This window comes from Streptomyces sp. RKAG290, assembly GCF_023701695.1.
Classification (GTDB): domain Bacteria; phylum Actinomycetota; class Actinomycetes; order Streptomycetales; family Streptomycetaceae; genus Streptomyces.
On record NZ_JAJOZC010000001.1, the window covers coordinates 1,241,953 to 1,258,938 of the forward strand.

At 71.3% G+C, this 16,986-nt stretch carries 13 protein-coding genes and 2 pseudogenes; 9 read left to right on the forward strand and 6 right to left on the reverse strand.

Annotated features, from left to right (window positions below):
* Positions 1–365 precede the first annotated feature (365 nt).
* A complete protein-coding gene (locus LNW71_RS05345; RefSeq protein ID WP_250967183.1) occupies positions 366–539 on the forward strand; it encodes a hypothetical protein in 174 nt (57 codons plus the stop codon).
* Between the two features lie 86 nt (positions 540–625).
* Here the strand turns inward: LNW71_RS05345 and LNW71_RS05350 are convergent, their stop codons facing one another.
* Together LNW71_RS05350 and LNW71_RS05355 are read right to left on the reverse strand one after the other, a co-directional pair.
* Positions 626–1,444 carry an inositol monophosphatase family protein gene (locus LNW71_RS05350; protein WP_250967184.1) on the reverse strand — a complete coding sequence of 273 codons (819 nt, stop codon included), beginning with the start codon at positions 1,442–1,444 and terminating at the stop codon, positions 626–628.
* Positions 1,445–1,508: 64 nt separating this feature from the next.
* Positions 1,509–2,636 (reverse strand): ferrochelatase, encoded by a 1,128-nt coding sequence (locus tag LNW71_RS05355; RefSeq protein WP_250967185.1) that lies wholly within the window; start codon positions 2,634–2,636, stop codon positions 1,509–1,511.
* A 159-nt stretch (positions 2,637–2,795) separates the two neighbouring features.
* Here LNW71_RS05355 and LNW71_RS05360 point away from each other — a divergent pair, with 159 nt between their 5' ends.
* Together LNW71_RS05360 and LNW71_RS05365 are read left to right on the forward strand one after the other, a co-directional pair.
* Positions 2,796–4,043: an MFS transporter gene (locus tag LNW71_RS05360; protein ID WP_250967186.1), complete on the forward strand. Its 1,248-nt coding sequence runs from the start codon at positions 2,796–2,798 to the stop codon at positions 4,041–4,043.
* Positions 4,000–5,322, forward strand: a complete 1,323-nt coding sequence (locus LNW71_RS05365) for a D-arabinono-1,4-lactone oxidase (protein WP_250967187.1) — start codon at positions 4,000–4,002, stop codon at positions 5,320–5,322. Before LNW71_RS05360 ends, LNW71_RS05365 begins: the two co-directional genes overlap by 44 nt.
* Before the next feature lie 13 nt (positions 5,323–5,335).
* On the opposite strand, the gene LNW71_RS05370 is transcribed toward LNW71_RS05365, so the two are convergent.
* Entirely contained in the window at positions 5,336–6,448 is a 1,113-nt protein-coding gene (locus LNW71_RS05370) for a hypothetical protein (RefSeq protein ID WP_250967188.1), read from the reverse strand.
* Positions 6,449–6,944: 496 nt separating this feature from the next.
* Between LNW71_RS05370 and sepH the strand changes: the two genes are divergently transcribed.
* Entirely contained in the window at positions 6,945–8,009 is a 1,065-nt protein-coding gene (sepH, locus tag LNW71_RS05375; protein ID WP_250967189.1) for a septation protein SepH, read from the forward strand.
* Between the two features lie 91 nt (positions 8,010–8,100).
* On the opposite strand, the pseudogene LNW71_RS05380 reads toward sepH, so the two are convergent.
* Positions 8,101–8,930: pseudogene (locus LNW71_RS05380) on the reverse strand (sulfurtransferase).
* 232 nt (positions 8,931–9,162) lie between these two features.
* Here LNW71_RS05380 and LNW71_RS05385 point away from each other — a divergent pair.
* Positions 9,163–9,938: pseudogene (locus LNW71_RS05385) on the forward strand (VOC family protein).
* A gap of 147 nt (positions 9,939–10,085) precedes the next feature.
* Positions 10,086–11,759 (forward strand): hydrogenase maturation protein, encoded by a 1,674-nt coding sequence (locus LNW71_RS05390; protein WP_250967190.1) that lies wholly within the window; start codon positions 10,086–10,088, stop codon positions 11,757–11,759.
* Between the two features lie 25 nt (positions 11,760–11,784).
* Here LNW71_RS05390 and hypB read toward each other — a convergent pair whose 3' ends face one another.
* On the reverse strand, positions 11,785–12,507 hold the full coding sequence (hypB, locus tag LNW71_RS05395; protein ID WP_250967191.1) for a hydrogenase nickel incorporation protein HypB: 723 nt from the start codon (positions 12,505–12,507) through the stop codon (positions 11,785–11,787).
* A 54-nt stretch (positions 12,508–12,561) separates the two neighbouring features.
* A complete protein-coding gene (locus LNW71_RS05400) occupies positions 12,562–12,891 on the reverse strand; it encodes a hydrogenase maturation nickel metallochaperone HypA (RefSeq protein ID WP_250967192.1) in 330 nt (109 codons plus the stop codon).
* 261 nt (positions 12,892–13,152) lie between these two features.
* Between LNW71_RS05400 and LNW71_RS05405 the strand changes: the two genes are divergently transcribed.
* The 3 genes from LNW71_RS05405 to LNW71_RS05415 are packed head-to-tail and all read left to right on the forward strand — an operon-like array spanning position 13,153 to position 16,983.
* Entirely contained in the window at positions 13,153–14,208 is a 1,056-nt protein-coding gene (locus LNW71_RS05405; RefSeq protein WP_250967193.1) for a hydrogenase expression protein HypE, read from the forward strand.
* A gap of 46 nt (positions 14,209–14,254) precedes the next feature.
* Positions 14,255–16,048 (forward strand): nickel-dependent hydrogenase large subunit, encoded by a 1,794-nt coding sequence (locus LNW71_RS05410; RefSeq protein ID WP_250967194.1) that lies wholly within the window; start codon positions 14,255–14,257, stop codon positions 16,046–16,048.
* A 23-nt stretch (positions 16,049–16,071) separates the two neighbouring features.
* A complete protein-coding gene (locus LNW71_RS05415; RefSeq protein ID WP_250967195.1) occupies positions 16,072–16,983 on the forward strand; it encodes a NifU family protein in 912 nt (303 codons plus the stop codon).
* The last annotated feature ends 3 nt before the right edge of the window (positions 16,984–16,986 follow it).

Sequence of the window (16,986 nt, forward strand, 5' to 3'; positions counted from 1 at the left end):
CTTCCTTCCCTAGACCTTCACAACAGGACTTCACCACGTTCGAAACAGACCGGTGGCCCTGGGGCCCGGCCGCACCTCGGCACGGTCTGTGCGGCACCATCCTGCCCGTAACGCGTATAAACCGGCGGTAAGACGGCGCGGCCCGACCTGCGGCTTCGCGGAATTCGGCGGTTCTCCGGGCCAGTTGAGGTTTCTCTGAGGGTCGGGCTGGGGAGGACGAATTCACACCCGCGATCACGGCTCGTACGTGGCATGCCACAGGCCCCTCCGTCCCCGGAGGCTGCGTGATCACCCGCCCTACCGCCTCGGCGGAGGGAAACCCGGGCACACCCCCGTGCCACCGACCCACGATGAGGGGGCGCCTCATGGACGCTTTCACCGCAGGTCTGCTGCAACGCATCAAGACCACCGAGTCCGACCTCACGAAGGCCCGCGAGACGGGCGACGACTTCCTCGCGGACGTCGAGCAGAGCGAGCTGGAGGATCTGCACCGCCTCGCTGCCGAGCACGGTGTCCGCATCGGCGCCACAAGCGTCTGAGCAGTCACCGGAAGGCCCCGCAGGTGCCGTCTCGGCACCTGCGGGGCCTTCCGCGTTGCGGGGGCGCTCACGGCCCGCACAGCGGCTCAGTCGTGCCAGGCGCCCAGTTCCTCCAGCACGGCCTGCAGCGGTTCGAACACGCCCGGTGCCGCGGCCACCGCCAGGCCGCCGTCGGCGGGCTGCCCGGGACGTCCGCCGGTGAGCGCGCCCGCCTCCCGGGCGATGAGGTCGCCGGCCGCCAGGTCCCACGGGTGGAGGCCGCGCTCGTAGTAGCCGTCGAGGCGGCCCGCGGCGACGTCGCAGAGGTCGATCGCGGCGGAGCCGCCGCGCCGGATGTCCCGCAGCCGCGGGATCAGCACCCGCGCCACGTCGGCCTGGTGCGCGCGGACGTCGGCGACGTAGTTGAAGCCGGTCGCCACGAGCGCCTGGTCGAGCGGCGGGGCGGGCCGGCAGCGCAGGGTGGCACCCTCCCCGTACACGCCGCCCTTTGCGTACGCACCGCCGCCGAGTACCGCGTGATACGTCTCCCGGCGCATCGGGACCTCGACCACGCCCACGACCCGCTCGCCGTCCCGTTCGGCGGCGACGGAGACGGCCCAGGTGGGCAGCCCGTACAGATAGTTCACGGTGCCGTCGAGCGGGTCGATCACCCAGCGGATGCCGCTGCTGCCCTCGGAGCTGGCGCCCTCCTCCCCCAGGAATCCGTCCTCGGGACGGCGTTCGGCCAGGAAGCCGGTGATCAGTTGCTCGGCGGCGATGTCCATCTCGGTGACGACGTCCACCGGGCTGGACTTGGTCGCGGCCACCTCCAGGTCGGCGGGGCGGCCGTCGCGCAGCAGCGCACCGGCGCGGTGGGCGACGTCCAGGGCGAGGTCGAGCAGTTCGGACAGCAGGGGGTCGGTCACAGCGCTCCCAAGGGGTGTGAGGGGGGGTACGGGCCGGGACTCGGGCCGGCCGGGTGAGGGCGCCCTACGCGTACGGGCTGTCGGCACCCGCGGCGGCAGGCTTGGGTGCCCGGGCCGGGCAGCAGCCCACCGGGCAGAGGTCGTGGCTCGCCCCGAGCGCCCCGAGCGCGCAGCGCTCCCGGGAGCGGCCCTGTTCGGCGGCGGCGCGCTCCAGCAGCAGGTCGCGCACGGCGGCGGCGAACCGCGGGTCGGCGCCGACGGTCGCGGACCGGCGTACCGGCAGGCCGAGCTCGGCGGCCTTCGCGGTGGCCTCGGTGTCGAGGTCGTAGAGGACCTCCATGTGGTCCGAGACGAAGCCGATGGGTGCCATCACCACGGCGGGGACGCCGTCGCCGTGGAGCGACTCCAGGTGCTCGCAGATGTCGGGTTCCAGCCAGGGAATGTGCGGGGCGCCGCTGCGCGACTGGTAGACGAGCCGCCAGGGGTACTCGACGCCGGTCCGCTCGCGGACGGCCTCGACGATCAGCCGGGCCACGTCGAGATGCTCGGCGACGTAGGCGCCGCCGTCGCCGTGTGCCTCCGCCGGGCCGGAGGCGTCGGCCGCCGAGGTGGGGATGGAGTGCGTGGTGAAGGCGAGGTGCGCCCCGGTCCGTACGTCCTCGGGGAGGTCTGCCAGGGAGGCGAGGACCCCGTCCACCATCGGCTCGACGAAGCCGGGGTGGTTGAAGTAGTGCCGCAGCTTGTCGACGCGCGGCACCGGAAGACCCTCGGTCTCCAGGACGGCCAGTGACTCGGCGAGGTTCTCGCGGTACTGCCTGCAGCCGGAGTACGAGGCGTAGGCGCTGGTCGCCAGGACGGCGATGCGGCGGTGACCGTCCGAGGCCATCTCGCGCAGGGTGTCGGTCAGGTAGGGCGCCCAGTTCCGGTTGCCCCAGTACACCGGCAGATCCAGTCCGTGATCCGCGAAGTCCTTGCGCAGTGCGTCGAGCAGGGCCCTGTTCTGGCCGTTGATCGGACTGACACCGCCGAACAGGAAGTAGTGCTTGCCGACCTCCTTGAGCCGCTCCTCCGGGATACCCCGGCCACGGGTCACGTTCACCAGGAACGGGACCACGTCGTCCGGGCCTTCGGGGCCTCCGAAGGAGAGCAGCAACAGGGCGTCGTAAGGAGCGGGATCGCGCAGATCGGACATGGCACCGATCCTGCCACCCGCCCCCCGCACCGCTCCCACCGACATCCGCCCCGTGCCCGCGCCGGTCTCCCGCTGCCGGGCACCCCGCTCCGCCCGTAAGCTGTATCGGCCGTGTTCACCCCTGACACCGCGTCTGACCACGCCGTACCGGAGTTCTCCTTGCCCAGTCCCTACCGCGCGATCTTCGCCGCCCCCGGCACCAAGGGGTTCTCCTCGGCCGGATTCCTCGGCCGGATGCCGCTGTCCATGATGGGCATCGGCGTGGTGACCATGGTTTCGCAGCTGACCGGCCGTTACGGGCTGGCGGGGGCGCTCTCCGCGACGCTGGCGATGTCGGCCGCCGTGGTGGGGCCGCAGGTGTCCAGGCTGGTCGACCGGCACGGACAGCGCCGGGTGCTGCGCCCGGTGACGCTCGTGGCCCTGGCGGCTGTGGCCGGACTGCTGGTCTGTGCGCAGCAGCGGCTGCCGGACTGGACCCTGTTCGTGTTCGCGGCGGGCGCCGGCTGCGTCCCCAGCGTCGGGTCGATGGTCCGGGCCCGCTGGGCGGAGATCTACCGGGGCTCGGCGCGGCAGCTGCACACCGCGTACTCGTGGGAGTCGATCGTCGACGAGGTGTGCTTCATCTTCGGCCCGATCATCTCGATCGGGCTCTCCACCGCCTGGTTCCCGGAGGCGGGCCCGCTGCTCGCCGCCGGCTTCCTGCTGGTCGGCGTCCTCTGGCTGACCGCGCAGCGGGCCACCGAACCGGTGCCGCATCCGCATGCCCGGCACACCAGGGGTTCGGCGCTGGCCTCACGCGGCCTCCAGGTGCTCGTGGTGACGTTCGTGGCCACCGGTGCGATCTTCGGGGCGGTCGACGTGGTGACGGTGGCCTTCGCCGAGGAGCAGGGCCACAAGGCCGCCGCGAGCCTCGTGCTCGCCGTGTACGCGCTCGGTTCCTGTCTCGCCGGGGCGGTATTCGGCCTGCTGCACCTGAAGGGCAGGCCGTCCACCCGGTGGCTGGTGGGAGTGTGTGCGATGGCCGTGAGTATGATCCCCCTCCAACTGGCCGGGAGCCTGCCGTTCCTGGCCGTGGCGCTCTTTGTCGCGGGCCTCGCCATCGCACCGACGATGGTCACCACCATGGCTCTCGTCGAACAGCACGTACCGCGCACCAGACTGACCGAGGGCATGACCTGGACCAGCACCGGGCTCGCCGTGGGTGTGGCGCTCGGCTCCTCGGCCGCCGGCTGGGTGGTCGACGCGTCCGGGGCGGAGGCGGGGTACGCGGTGCCCGCCGTGGCGGGAGCGCTCGCGGCCGTGGTGGCGTTCCTGGGGTACCGCCGGCTCAGTGGGCCGGTTCCTACGGAAGGGCGCGGGGAAGATGACCGACACCTACGCACGGACGACGACGAACGCGTGGCGTAACTGGGCGGGGAACGTCACCGCCCGACCGGTGCGGACCGTGTCCCCCGCCTCCGTGGACGAGCTGGCCGAGGCGCTGCGCAGGGCGTCCGAGGACGGCCTGAAGGTGAAGCCGGTGGGCACCGGCCACTCCTTCACCGCGACCGCGGCCACCGACGGGCTGCTGATCCGCCCCGACCTGCTCACCGGCATCCGGGACATCGACCGGGCCGCGATGACGGTGACCGTCGAGGCCGGCACCCCGCTGAAGCGGCTCAACACCGCGCTGGCCCGCGAGGGCCTCTCGCTCACCAACATGGGCGACATCATGGAGCAGACGGTCGCCGGGGCCACCTCCACCGGCACGCACGGCACCGGCCGCGACTCGGCCTCCATATCCGCCCAGATCCGCGCCCTGGAGCTGGTCACGGCGGACGGCACCGTGCTGACCTGTTCGGCGACCGAGAACCCCGAGGTCTTCGCCGTCGCCCGGATCGGGCTCGGCGCCCTGGGCGTCATCACCGCGATCACCTTCGCCGTGGAGCCGGTCTTCCTGCTGACCGCCCGTGAGGAGCCGATGACCTTCGACAAGGTCACGGCCGACTTCGATCAGCTGGTGACGGAGAACGAGCACTTCGAGTTCTACTGGTTCCCGCACACCGGCAACTGCAACACCAAGCGGAACAACCGCAGCGCGGGCCCCGCCGCTCCGCCCGGCAAGGTCAGCAGCTGGATCGAGGACGAGCTCCTCTCCAACGCCGTCTTCCAGGCGGCCTGCACGGTCGGCCGGGCGGTCCCCGCCACGATCCCCTCGATCGCCAAGCTCTCCAGCCGCGCGCTGTCGGCCCGTACGTACACCGACATCCCCTACAAGGTGTTCACCAGCCCGCGCCGGGTGCGGTTCGTGGAGATGGAGTACGCCCTGCCACGCGAGGCCGCCGTGGAGGCGCTGCGCGAGGTCAGGGCGATGGTCGAGCGCTCACCGCTGCGGATCAGCTTCCCGGTGGAGGTGCGCACCGCCCCCGCGGACGACATCGCGCTCTCCACGGCCTCGGGCCGGGAGAGCGCGTACATCGCCGTCCACCTGTACCGGGGCACGCCCTACCAGGCGTACTTCACGGCGGTGGAACGGATCATGACCGCCCACGGCGGGCGCCCGCACTGGGGCAAGGTCAACACCCGTGATGCCGCGTACCTGGCGGGGGTGTACCCGCGGTTCGGCGAGTTCACCGCGGTCCGGGACCGGCTGGACCCGGACCGCCTCTTCGCCAACGACTACCTGCGCCGGGTCCTGGGCGACTGACCACCGTGTCCGCTCACTCCCCGGCGTCCTGGCCGGCGGCGCCGTCCTGCTGCGCCGGGGCGCTGCCCGTCGGGTCGGGGGCGGTGCTGCTGCCGCCGTCGGTTGCCGACGGACTGGGCGCGGGAGCCGGAGCGGTCTCCTCGCCTGCCGAGTCCGACGGGGTGGGGGTGGGCGTCGGGTCCGCCGCGGGGTCGTCGCCCCCGTCCGGTTCCTGGCTGGGGCTCTGCCCGTCTTCCGGGTCGGTGCCGGGCGCCGTGCCGTTGTCCTGGCCCGGGCTCGGGTGGTCCCGTCCCGGGTCGGTGCTGACCGACGGCGCCGGGCCGGCCGGAGCCGAGCCGTGCTCGCCGCGCACGACGGAGCCCACGGTCGTGCCCTGACCGCCGCTCAGGTCGTTGCCCGAGACCAGTTCGAACGTGGTGATCCCCGCCATCGAGACGACGAACACCACGGCCGCCCCGATCGCCGAGCGCTTCCAGCCGCGGACCCGGGTGCCGTGCGTGCTCGCCTGCGAGAACTCCTCGTCCCCGGTCCGCGGGTCCGCCGTGAGCAGCCTGGTCCCGTCGAGCGCCTCGATCAGCTGAGTCCGGTCGGCGCCGGCGGCCGCCTTGCGCAGGACGGTGGTGGCGTCCGCGCCCCGGCGTCCGGCCGCGGGACCCACCTGGCGCAGGACGGTCGTGGCGTCCGCGTCCTTCCGTCCGGCCGCGGGGTCCACCTGCCGCAGGACGGTGGTGGCGTCCACCGCGCGCAGCATCGCCGTCGCGTCGGCGGCGCCTGCCGCCTCCCGCACGGCGACTTCGGTCTCGGGGGTCCCCCATGTCTCGTCCGCGTCCCCGGCGTCACGCGTCTGGCGCGTGTGCACGGTCACCTCGCGGTCCGGGTGCTTCACCAGGACCGTGACCTCGCGGATCTGTTCGCCCGTGCGCCGGAAGAAGTGCTGGAAGACCGAGCCACCACAGGTGGCCACGATGCTCATCACCCCGGCGCCGAGAATCGTTCCGTAGACGCCCAGTTGCGAGGCCGCCACCGCCGCCGCGACCGCTGCCACGGCACTGCCCGCCACCTGGGGCAGGCTCAGATCTATCCGCCTCTCTCTGGGTTCTATGTCACTTTCCGGCTTCTGCACCATTTCCAGCCCTTGATTGACATCTCTCCCACCATGCAACAAGAAGGGACCTTTGAGCGAAGCCGATAGTTCCGTTCACGGGGATTCTGTGAAGGAGGACACGCGCGGAGGGCGTTCCGCGTCCGGCGGGGCGGTTCAACTCCCGTGCCTCACGAGAACTTCGGCGGCGCGGCGGTCCACCCACATGGCCCGAATGGAGTACTGTGGCGAGCCCTGGGGCCGGACTCCGCATGGATGTCCGGAACCTTCGGGAGGGGGCCGAAGGAGGCACTCGATCCGGCGGCGCCACGGCATCGCACGGCGGCTGGCTACGCGGAGTGACCAACGGTCACTTTGCGTCGCGTAAGAGGTCACCGTGTCATACCGGCGATCAAGGGCTCACGCCCGACACGCCGGGCAACACGGCAATGTTGTGGCAGGCTGCAGCCGGGCAGGCCACACTCGACTAGCGGAAGCAGCGACGCACGTGACGTCGGCAGGCACCACCCGGGAGGTCCCCATGCCCGAACTGCGTGTCGTGGCCGTCTCCAACGACGGCACACGACTGGTGCTCAAGGCTGCGGACAGCACGGAGTACACGCTTCCGATCGACGAGCGGCTGCGAGCCGCCGTGCGCAACGACCGCGCGCGGCTCGGCCAGATCGAGATCGAGGTGGAGAGCCACCTCCGCCCCCGCGACATCCAGGCCCGGATACGAGCCGGCGCCTCGGCGGAGGAAGTCGCTCAGTTCGCCGGAATTCCGGTCGACCGTGTCCGCCGCTTCGAGGGCCCCGTGCTCGCGGAGCGCGCCTTCATGGCCGAGCGGGCCCGGAAGACTCCCGTGCGCCGTCCCGGTGAGAACACCGGCCCCCAGCTCGGCGAGGCCGTGCAGGAACGACTCCTGCTGCGCGGCGCCGACAAGGAAACCGTCCAGTGGGACTCCTGGCGCCGCGACGACGGCACCTGGGAAGTCCTCCTGGTGTACCGGGTCGCCGGTGAGCCGCACTCGGCGAGCTGGACCTACGACGCCCCTCGCCGGCTGGTCCAGGCCGTCGACGACGAGGCGCGCTCGCTGATCGGCGAGACCGACGACGTCGCCGCGCCCGAGCCCAGCTTCCCGTTCGTGCCGCGGATCGCCCGGCTGCCGCGCGACCGGCCGCTGGACCGCGCCCTCGACCGTCAGATGGAGCGCCCCGCACCGCCTCCGCCGCCGGAGCCGGAGGAGCGCATCGGCGGGGTCACCGCGAGCGAACGCGATTCGCTCACCAGCTTGCTGGAGGCCGTGCCCAGCTTCCGCGGCGACATGGTCGTACCGGAGCGGCCCGCACCGCCGGAGCCCCCGGCGCTCGAACCGGCCGTGCAGGAGCCGGAGGCCGAGGAGCCGCCCGCCCCGGCGGCCTCGGCGGGTGCCGGTGCCGCTTACGCGGATGTCCTGATGCCGCGCGCGGTCGCCGGTCACCGCGACCGGCTGACCGGGACGACGGACCGCCAGGCCGAGGCGGACGGCGTCCGGCCCGGCCGGCGGGCCGCGGTGCCGAGCTGGGACGAGATCGTCTTCGGCACGCGCCGCAAGAAGCAGGACTGAGCCGGGTGACCGCAGCGTGACGAGGGCCCGTACGCGGTTGCGTACGGGCCCTCGTTCGTGGTCGGGACGGAACGCGCCGCCCCGGTCACCGCTACTGGGGGTCCGGGCCCGTGGCGACCGGACGGGACTCGTCGCCCGACCACTGCGACCAGGACCCCGCGTAGAGAGCGGCCCGGTGGCCGGCGATCTCCAGCGCCAGCACCTGATGGGCGCCGGAGACGCCCGAGCCGCAGTAGACACCGACCTCCGCACTGTCCCCGGTGGCACCGAGGCCGGCGAAGCGGGACGCCAGCGCGTCGGCGGGCAGGAAGCGCCCGTCCGCGCCGACGTTCTCCCCGTGGGGGCCGAGACCGCGCCGGGAATGTGCCCGCCCACCCGGTCGATCGGCTCCACGTCGCCCCGGTAGCGCTCGGCGGCCCGCGCGTCGAGCAGCAGGCCCGAGCGGGCCAGGGCCGCCGCGCCGTCGGCGTCCAGCAGGGGCAGCGCACCCGGCGCCGGGGTGAAGTCGCCCTCGGCGGGGACCGGGGTCTCCTTCGACAGCTCGCCCGTCCAGGCCGCGAGACCGCCGTCCAGCACCCGGACGTCCTCATGCCCCGTCCAGCGCAGCAGCCACCAGGCGCGGGCGGCCGCCCAGCCCTGGCCGCCGTCGTACACGATGACCGAACTGTCCCGGCCGACCCCGGCCCGCCGCATCACCGCACCGAAGACCGCCGGGTCGGGCAGCGGATGCCGGCCGCCGTCGCCCGCCGGCCCGGCGAGCTCCGTGTCCAGATCGACGAACACCGCCCCGGGGATGTGCCCGGCCTCGTAGTCGGGCAGGCCGTGCGGGCCGCCCAGTTGCCAACGTACGTCCAGGAGGACAGGCGGGCGCGGCCCCGCCGACTCGCTCACATATTCGGATGCGGAGATGATGGGCTTCATGGGAGCCATACTCGCGCAGTCAGCTGCCCACCCGTAACGACGACGAAACGGTCGTACCGCAACAAAAGGGACCGGCTCTGTCGAGATCACGGAAAATGCGGCGCGGCCGGAGCGCATCATGCGCCGGGTGGTGCAAGCATCTGCACGGGGCGTACACATCCCGTACCGCACAACGGCGCGCCGGCCCCTTCCCCCCGTACGGCCACCACGATGGTCCGAGGAGAGAGTGACGATGACCGAGGCTGCCGCTCGGCGTACACCCGGAACACCTTGCTGGGTGAGCCTGATCGTGCACGGCCTGCACACGACCCAGAACTTCTACGCCGAGCTGTTCGGCTGGGAGTTCGCCCCGGGCCCGGAGCAGCTGGGCCCCTACGTCCGGGCCCTGCTCGACGGGAAGGAGGTCGCCGGCATCGGACAGCTGCCTCCCGACCGGCACCTCCCGATCGCCTGGACGACGTATCTGGCTACCGATGACGCCGATCTCACCGCGGAGACGATCCGTGCCTGCGGCGGAACCGTGGGCGTCGGACCGCTCGACGCGGGCGAGGCGGGGCGGCTGGCCATCGCCTCCGACCCCGGCGGGGCCGTCTTCGGTATCTGGCAGGCCGCCCGGCACGTCGGCACCACGCTGGCGGGAGCACCCGGCACTCCGGTCTGGAACGAACTGATGACCCGGGAGACGTCGACGGTCGCCAAGTTCTACCAGGCGGTCTTCGGCTACGAGACCGAGGCCGTCGTCTCGGCGGACTTCGACTACCAGACCCTGCACCTCGACGGCAGCCCGGTGGCCTCGCTGCACGGCGTCGGCCACGCCCTGCCAAGGGACCGCGGCCCGCACTGGATGACGTACTTCGCGGTCGACGACACGGACGAGGCGGCGCAGCACGTGGTGGAGCTCGGCGGACACATCCTGCAGCCCCCAGGGAGGGGTCCAGCGGCAGGGTGGCGACGGTCGCCGACCCCGAGGGCGCGGCGTTCACCATCGTGCGGTCGGCCAAGCGCTGACGCACACCTGGGGCGGCCGGGTTCACCGGCCGCCCCAGGTGTGCGCTTTCGAGTGAACTTCCGGCATCTTCCGGCCCGGCACGGCCCGGTGGGCAAGACTCCACGCTCACGCTCGATCGGGCCGACCGCAGCCACCGGGAGATCGCCGTGCACATCCTGCTCCTCACGAGCGCCTTCAACAGCCTCACCCAGCGCGTGCAGGCAGAGCTCAAGGACCACGGGCACACCGTGGCCGTGAAGCTGATGCACGAGGCCGGGCCGGCCAGGGAGGCCGTACGCCGGGAGAACCCGGACCTGGTTGTGGCGCCGTACCTCAGGACCGCGATTCCCCAGGACGTCTGGTCGGCGCACACCTGTCTCATCGTCCATCCCGGGCCGGTCGGCGACCGCGGGCCCTCCTCGCTCGACTGGGCCGTCCACGAGGGCGCGCAGGTCTGGGGTGTCACCGTCCTGCAGGCGAACGCGGAGATGGACGCGGGCGACGTGTGGGCGTCCGTGGCCTGTCCGCTGCCGCCGGTGGCGAAGAGCGATCTGTACCGCAACGAGATCGCGGACGCCGCCGTGGCGGCCGTGCTGCTGGCCGTCGGACGCTTCGCGTCGGGGACGTACACCCCGGTCCCGCAGGACTCCGGCCCCGGCGAGGGCTGCCGCCCCTACTTCGGCCAGTCGCTGCGACGGATCAACTGGCAGTCGGACTCCACCGCGACGGTGGTCCGCAAGCTCAGGGCGGCGGACTCCCAGCCCGGGGTGCTCGACGACCTGCTGGGCGGTGAGTGGTTCCTGCACGGCGGGCACCCCGAGTCCCGGCTGCGCGGACGGCCGGGGGACGTGGTGGCCACCCGCGACGGCGCGATCTGCCGGGCGACCACCGACGGCGCGGTGTGGATCCCCGAACTGCGGCCCAGGCGGAAGCCGGGCGGTCCGGCCACGTTCAAGCTTCCCGCCGCCTCGGCGCTCGCCGGGCGGCTGCCCGCCGTGCCCGCGCGGCCGGCCCCGCTGCACCTGACCGGACCGGCGGACACGTGGTCCGAGATCAGCTATCGCGAGGAGGCCGGGACCGGATTCCTGTCGTTCTCGTTCCGCGGCGGCGCGATGAGCACGCAGGGGTGCGAACGCCTGCTGAGCGCCTACCGGTTCGCCTGTTCCAGGCCCACCTCGGTGCTGGTCATCGGCGGCGGCCGGGACTTCTTCTCCAACGGCATCCACCTCAACGTGATCGAGGCGGCGGCCGATCCCGGCGCCGAGTCCTGGGCCAACATCAACGCCATGGACGACCTGGTGGAAGCGGTACTGACCACCACGGACCGGCTGGTCGTCTCCGCCCTGGCCGGCAATGCCGCGGCGGGCGGGGTGATGCTGGCGCTGGCCGCCGACGAGGTGTGGTGCAGGGCCGGGGCGGTACTCAACCCGCACTACCGCCTGATGGGGCTGTACGGCTCGGAGTACTGGACGTACACACTGCCGCGGCGGGTGGGCGCGGCAACGGCCGACCGGCTCATGCGGGAGGCCCTGCCGGTCAGTTCCGCGGCGGCTCTGCGCATCGGACTGATCGACCGGGTGATCGAGTGCGGCCCCCAGTCGTTCGCCTCCGAGGCCGGCGCGCTGGCCTCCCGCCTGGCCGCGCTGCCCGCGACGCAGTCCCGCATCCACGCCAAGAAGGCGGCGCTGGACCGGGTGGACCTGGCCGCCCACCGCGAGGCCGAACTCGTCCGCATGCAGCAAATCTTCGCGGATCCGCATCATCCGTACCACGGGATGCGCCGGGCGTTCGTACGCAAGGAGCGCCCCGCACCCGGCGCGGCCGCACGCGCCGAGGGGTGACCGCGAGCCCCCGGCGGCGAGGCCGCTACGGCTGCTGCGCGAGCCAGTCGTACCAGGGGGCCAGCCCTTCGCCGGTGGTGGCGGACAGCGTCAGCACACGCACTTCCGGATTCACCGAACGCGCGTACGCGGTGCACTGTTCGACGTCGAAGTCGACGTAGGGCAGCAGATCGACCTTGTTGATCAGGATCAGGTCGGCGGCGGCGAACATGTACGGGTACTTCAGCGGTTTGTCCGTGCCCTCGGTCACCGAGATGATCACGACCTTGCTGCGCTCCCCCAGGTCGAACAGGGCGGGGCACACCAGGTTGCCGACGTTCTCGACCATCAGCAGCGAGCCCTCGGCGGGCGACAGCGCCGTGAGGGCGTCCCGCATCATCTCCGCGTCCAGGTGACAGCCGGCGCCGGTGTTCACCTGCACCACGGCACAGCCCGTACGCCTGATCCGGTCGGCGTCGAGCCTGGTCTCCTGGTCGCCCTCGATGACGGCCACCGGGCGGCGGCCGGCGAGGTCGGTGATGGTGCGTTCGAGCAGGGTGGTCTTCCCCGCGCCGGGTGAGCTCATCACGTTCACGGCCACGACGCCCCGGCCGGTCATCCACTCCCTGTTGCGGTCCGCGAGGAGGTCGTTCTTCGCGAGTACCTTCTGCTCCAGGGTGACGGTCTCACCGCCCTCTTCCCGCTCGGGGTGGTCGTGCGGGTGCGGATGCGGATGTCCGTGCGGCGGGGCATCATCCTCCCGCAGCATCACGATTCTGGTGCCGCCGGACTCCTCGGCACAGCCGCAGGTACCACACATGGCTCAGCCCACTCTCATGGAGACGATCTGCAGTTCCTGTCCCGAGGTGATCTCCACATCCGCGCTGCCGCAGGGACACAGCAGGATCAGGTCGGTCAGGGTGAATTCGATGGCGCAGGTGCGGCAGCGGCCGGCACCCGGCGGCTGGTCGATCTCCAACTGCGCCCCCTCCGCGGCCGTCCCCTCCGTGACCAGCCCGAAGCAGAACCGCATCGAGTCGGGCACCACGGCGGTGAGCACGCCGACGCGGACGTGCACCGAACGGACCGGACGCCCCGCGGCGCGTTCGCAGACGGATTCGACGACGCTCTGTGTGATTGCCAGCTCGTGCACCGGTGCCTCGTTCTCCCGCGGGTGGCTCCGACCGTAGGGCGCCGACAGGTCCGTACCGTGTCGCGACCGGACCGGCATCCCGGTCGGATCACCCGACCGGTCCATTGTGTGCGGTCATCCGGATTCCGAATACCAGAGGCAGGGCGATGAATTCTCCGTGTTGCCGGTGCGCCCGATTCAGGGCCTGATGGTACCAATGTGCGCGAACCCATCCGTGGGGCCGACGGCCGGCAGGCCGTCATCCTGAAAGGCGGCACTGCCATGCCGACAGAGGAAGCGGTAAAGGCCGAGGACACACTGATCCATGTTCTGTGGATCAACGCGGGCCTCAGCTGTGACGGCGATTCCGTTTCGCTGACTGCTGCCACGCAGCCGAGCATCGAGGAGATCGCACTCGGCGCCCTGCCCGGCCTTCCCCGGGTGGCCGTCCACTGGCCGCTCATCGATTTCGAATGCGGCCCCAACGGGGGTGCCGACGACTTCCTCGAATGGTTCTTCAAGGCCGATCGCGGAGAGCTGGAGCCGTTCGTCCTGGTGGTCGAGGGATCCATTCCGAACGAGCAGTTGCACGACGAGGGCTACTGGTGCGGGTTCGGCAACGATCCCGCCACCGGACAGCCGATGACCACCAGCGAGTGGCTCGACCGGCTGGCTCCGAAGGCCACCGCGGTGGTCGCGGTGGGAACCTGCGCGACGTACGGCGGCATCCACGCCATGGCGGGCAACCCGACCGGCGCGATGGGGGTTCCCGACTACCTGGGCTGGGACTGGAAGTCCAAGGCCGGGATCCCGATCGTGTGCGTCCCCGGGTGCCCGATCCAGCCGGACAACCTGTCGGAGACGCTCACCTACCTGCTCTACATGGCCACCGACCAGGCGCCGATGATCCCGCTGGACGACGCGCTGCGGCCGACATGGCTGTTCGGGTCGACGGTCCACGAGGGCTGCGACCGGGCCGGCTACTACGAGCAGGCCGACTTCGCGACGGAGTACGGCTCCCCGAAGTGCATCGTCAAGCTGGGCTGCTGGGGCCCCACGGTCAAGTGCAACGTGCCCAAGCGCGGCTGGATGAACGGCATCGGCGGCTGCCCCAATGTCGGTGGGATCTGCATCGGCTGCACCATGCCGGGATTCCCGGACAAGTTCATGCCGTTCATGGACGAGCCCCCCGGCGGGAAGCTCTCGACGAACGCGGTCGGACCGTACGGGTCGACGATGCGGCGCCTGCGCCACCTCACCACTCACACGCTCGACCGCGAACCGAAATGGCGTAAGCCCGGCAAGGAACTCACGACCGGCGCCACACGCACCTGGTAGACGACCGCGTAGTCACCGCAACAAACAGAAAGATGAGGCGGCATAAATGACCGCGACGCAACACAAGGGTGCCGGAGGAGGCCGGGGCAAGGACGACCTGGTCGAAATGGCGTGGGACCCCATTACCCGGATCGTCGGCAGCCTCGGCATCTACACGAAGATCGACTTCAAGCAGAAGGTGGTGGCCGAGTGCCACAGCACCAGCTCCATCTTCCGCGGCTATTCGGTCTTCATGAAGGGCAAGGACCCGCGGGACGCGCATTTCATCACGAGTCGCATCTGCGGAATCTGTGGCGACAACCACGCCACGTGTTCCTGTTACGCGCAGAACATGGCGTACGGGGTGAAGCCGCCGCACCTCGGTGAATGGATCGTGAATCTCGGCGAGGCCGCGGAGTACATGTTCGACCACAACATCTTCCAGGAGAACCTGGTCGGGGTCGACTACTGCGAGAAGATGGTCGCGGAGACCAATCCCGGCGTCCTGGAGCAGGCCAACCGCACGCAGTCCCCGCACGCCGACGCCCACGGGTACAAGACCATCGGCGACATCATGCGGTCCCTGAACCCGTTCACCGGCGAGTTCTACCGCGAGGCGCTCCAGGTCAGCCGGATGACCCGGGAGATGTTCTGCCTGATGGAGGGGCGGCACGTCCACCCCTCCACGCTCTATCCGGGCGGCGTCGGAACCGTGGCGACCATCCAGCTGATGACGGACTACATCACCCGGCTGCAGCGCTACGTCGAGTTCATGAAGAAGGTCGTGCCGATGCACGACGACCTCTTCGACTTCTTCTACGAGGCCCTGCCGGGATACGAGCAGGTCGGCAACCGGCGCATCCTGCTGGGCTGCTGGGGCTCCTTCCAGGACCCGGAGCACTGCAACTTCGAGTACAAGGACATGACCGACTGGGGCCGGAAGATGTACGTCACCCCCGGCGTGGTCGTGGACGGGAAACTGGTCACCACCGACCTGGTGAAGATCAACCTCGGCATCCGGATCCTGCTCGGCTCGTCGTACTACAACGACTGGGACGAGCAGGAGACCTTCGTGACCCACGACCCGCTCGGCAACCCGGTCGACCGCCGGCACCCGTGGAACCAGCACACCAACCCGCAGCCGCAGAAGCGGGACCTGGGCGACAAGTACAGCTGGGTCATGTCGCCGCGCTGGTTCGACGGCAAGGACTACCTGGCCCTGGACACCGGCGGCGGGCCGCTCGCGCGGCTGTGGACCACCGCGCTGGCCGGCCTGGTAGACATCGGCTACATCCAGGCGACCGGCCACAGCGTCAAGATCAATCTCCCGAAGACCGCCCTCAAGGGCCCGGTGGAGCTGGAGTGGCACGTCCCGAAGTGGAGCAACACCATCGAGCGCAACCGGGCGCGCAGCTACTTCCAGGCCTACGCGGCCGCCTGCGCCCTTCACTTCGCGGAGAAGGCGCTCGTGGAGATCCGGTCCGGGAACACCAAGACCTGGGAGAAGTTCGAGGTGCCGGAGGAGGGTGTGGGCTGCGGGTTCACCGAGGCGGTGCGGGGTGTCCTGTCGCACCACATGGTGATCCGGGACGGCAAGATCGCCAACTACCACCCGTACCCGCCGACCCCGTGGAACGCCAGCCCCCGTGACACGTACGGCACGCCGGGCCCCTACGAGGACGCCGTGCAGGGCCAGCCGATCTTCGAGGAGAACGACCGGGAGAACTTCAAGGGCATCGACATCATGCGCACGGTGCGCAGCTTCGACCCCTGTCTGCCCTGCGGAGTGCACATGTATCTCGGCGAGGGCAAGAAGCTGGAGCTCCTGCACTCCCCCACCCAGTCCGCGGGCAGTCAGTGATGGCGCAGGAGGAACCACCGGCGGTGCCCGACTGGCGTACCACCGGTGAACGCATCGACACCCTGATCGCCGCCAGCGGCTCGGGCGGCGCGGTCGCGCGCGAGCGCAGCGAGGAACTGGTCCGGCTCGTCGTCGACTTCTACGGCGCCGGACTGGAACGGCTGCTCGGCCTCGTGCACGAGCAGGGACGGCTGGACGACGGCGTGCTGGCCGCGCTGGCCGCCGACGACCTGGTGGCCACCGTCCTGCTGGTGCACGGGCTGCACCCGTACGGCGTGGAGACCCGGGTCGAGCAGGCGCTGGAGAGCGTCCGGCCGTATCTGGGCTCGCACGGCGGTGATGTGGAGCTGCTCGCGGTCACCGACGACGGCACGGTGCGGCTGCGGCTGCTGGGCAGCTGCGACGGCTGCCCGTCCTCCTCGGTCACGCTCAAGCTCGCCGTGCAGGGTGCGGTGGAGGCGGCGGCTCCGGAGATCACCTCGATCGAGGTCGAGACGGCGGCCGACGAGGACGCCGGGGCGGCGGGACCGCTGGTGCCGGTGGACTCGCTGTTCGCCCGGCTGCACACGGATGCCGGAGCGGCCGAGGGCGACAGCGCGTCGTGGGAGGTCGTCCCGGAGCTGTCCGGGCTGGAGTCCGGTGCCGTCGCACGGGTCGATGTCGGCAGGATGCCGGTGGTGGCCTGCCGGGTCGGAGGGACCTCTTCGCCTTCGAGGACCGGTGCGCGCGCTGCGAGCGGCCGTTCGAGGGTGCCACGCTGGCGCGGCGACTGGGCGGCGGATCAGGTGACGCGATCCTGCGGTGCGCCGGCTGCCGTGCGCACTACGACGTGCGGCGGGCCGGCGTCTGCCTGGACGGGGACGGCCTGCACCTGGCGCCGCTTCCGCTGCTCTCGGACGGTGCGTCCGTCTCCGTGTCCGTCCCCGTGGCGGTGACGC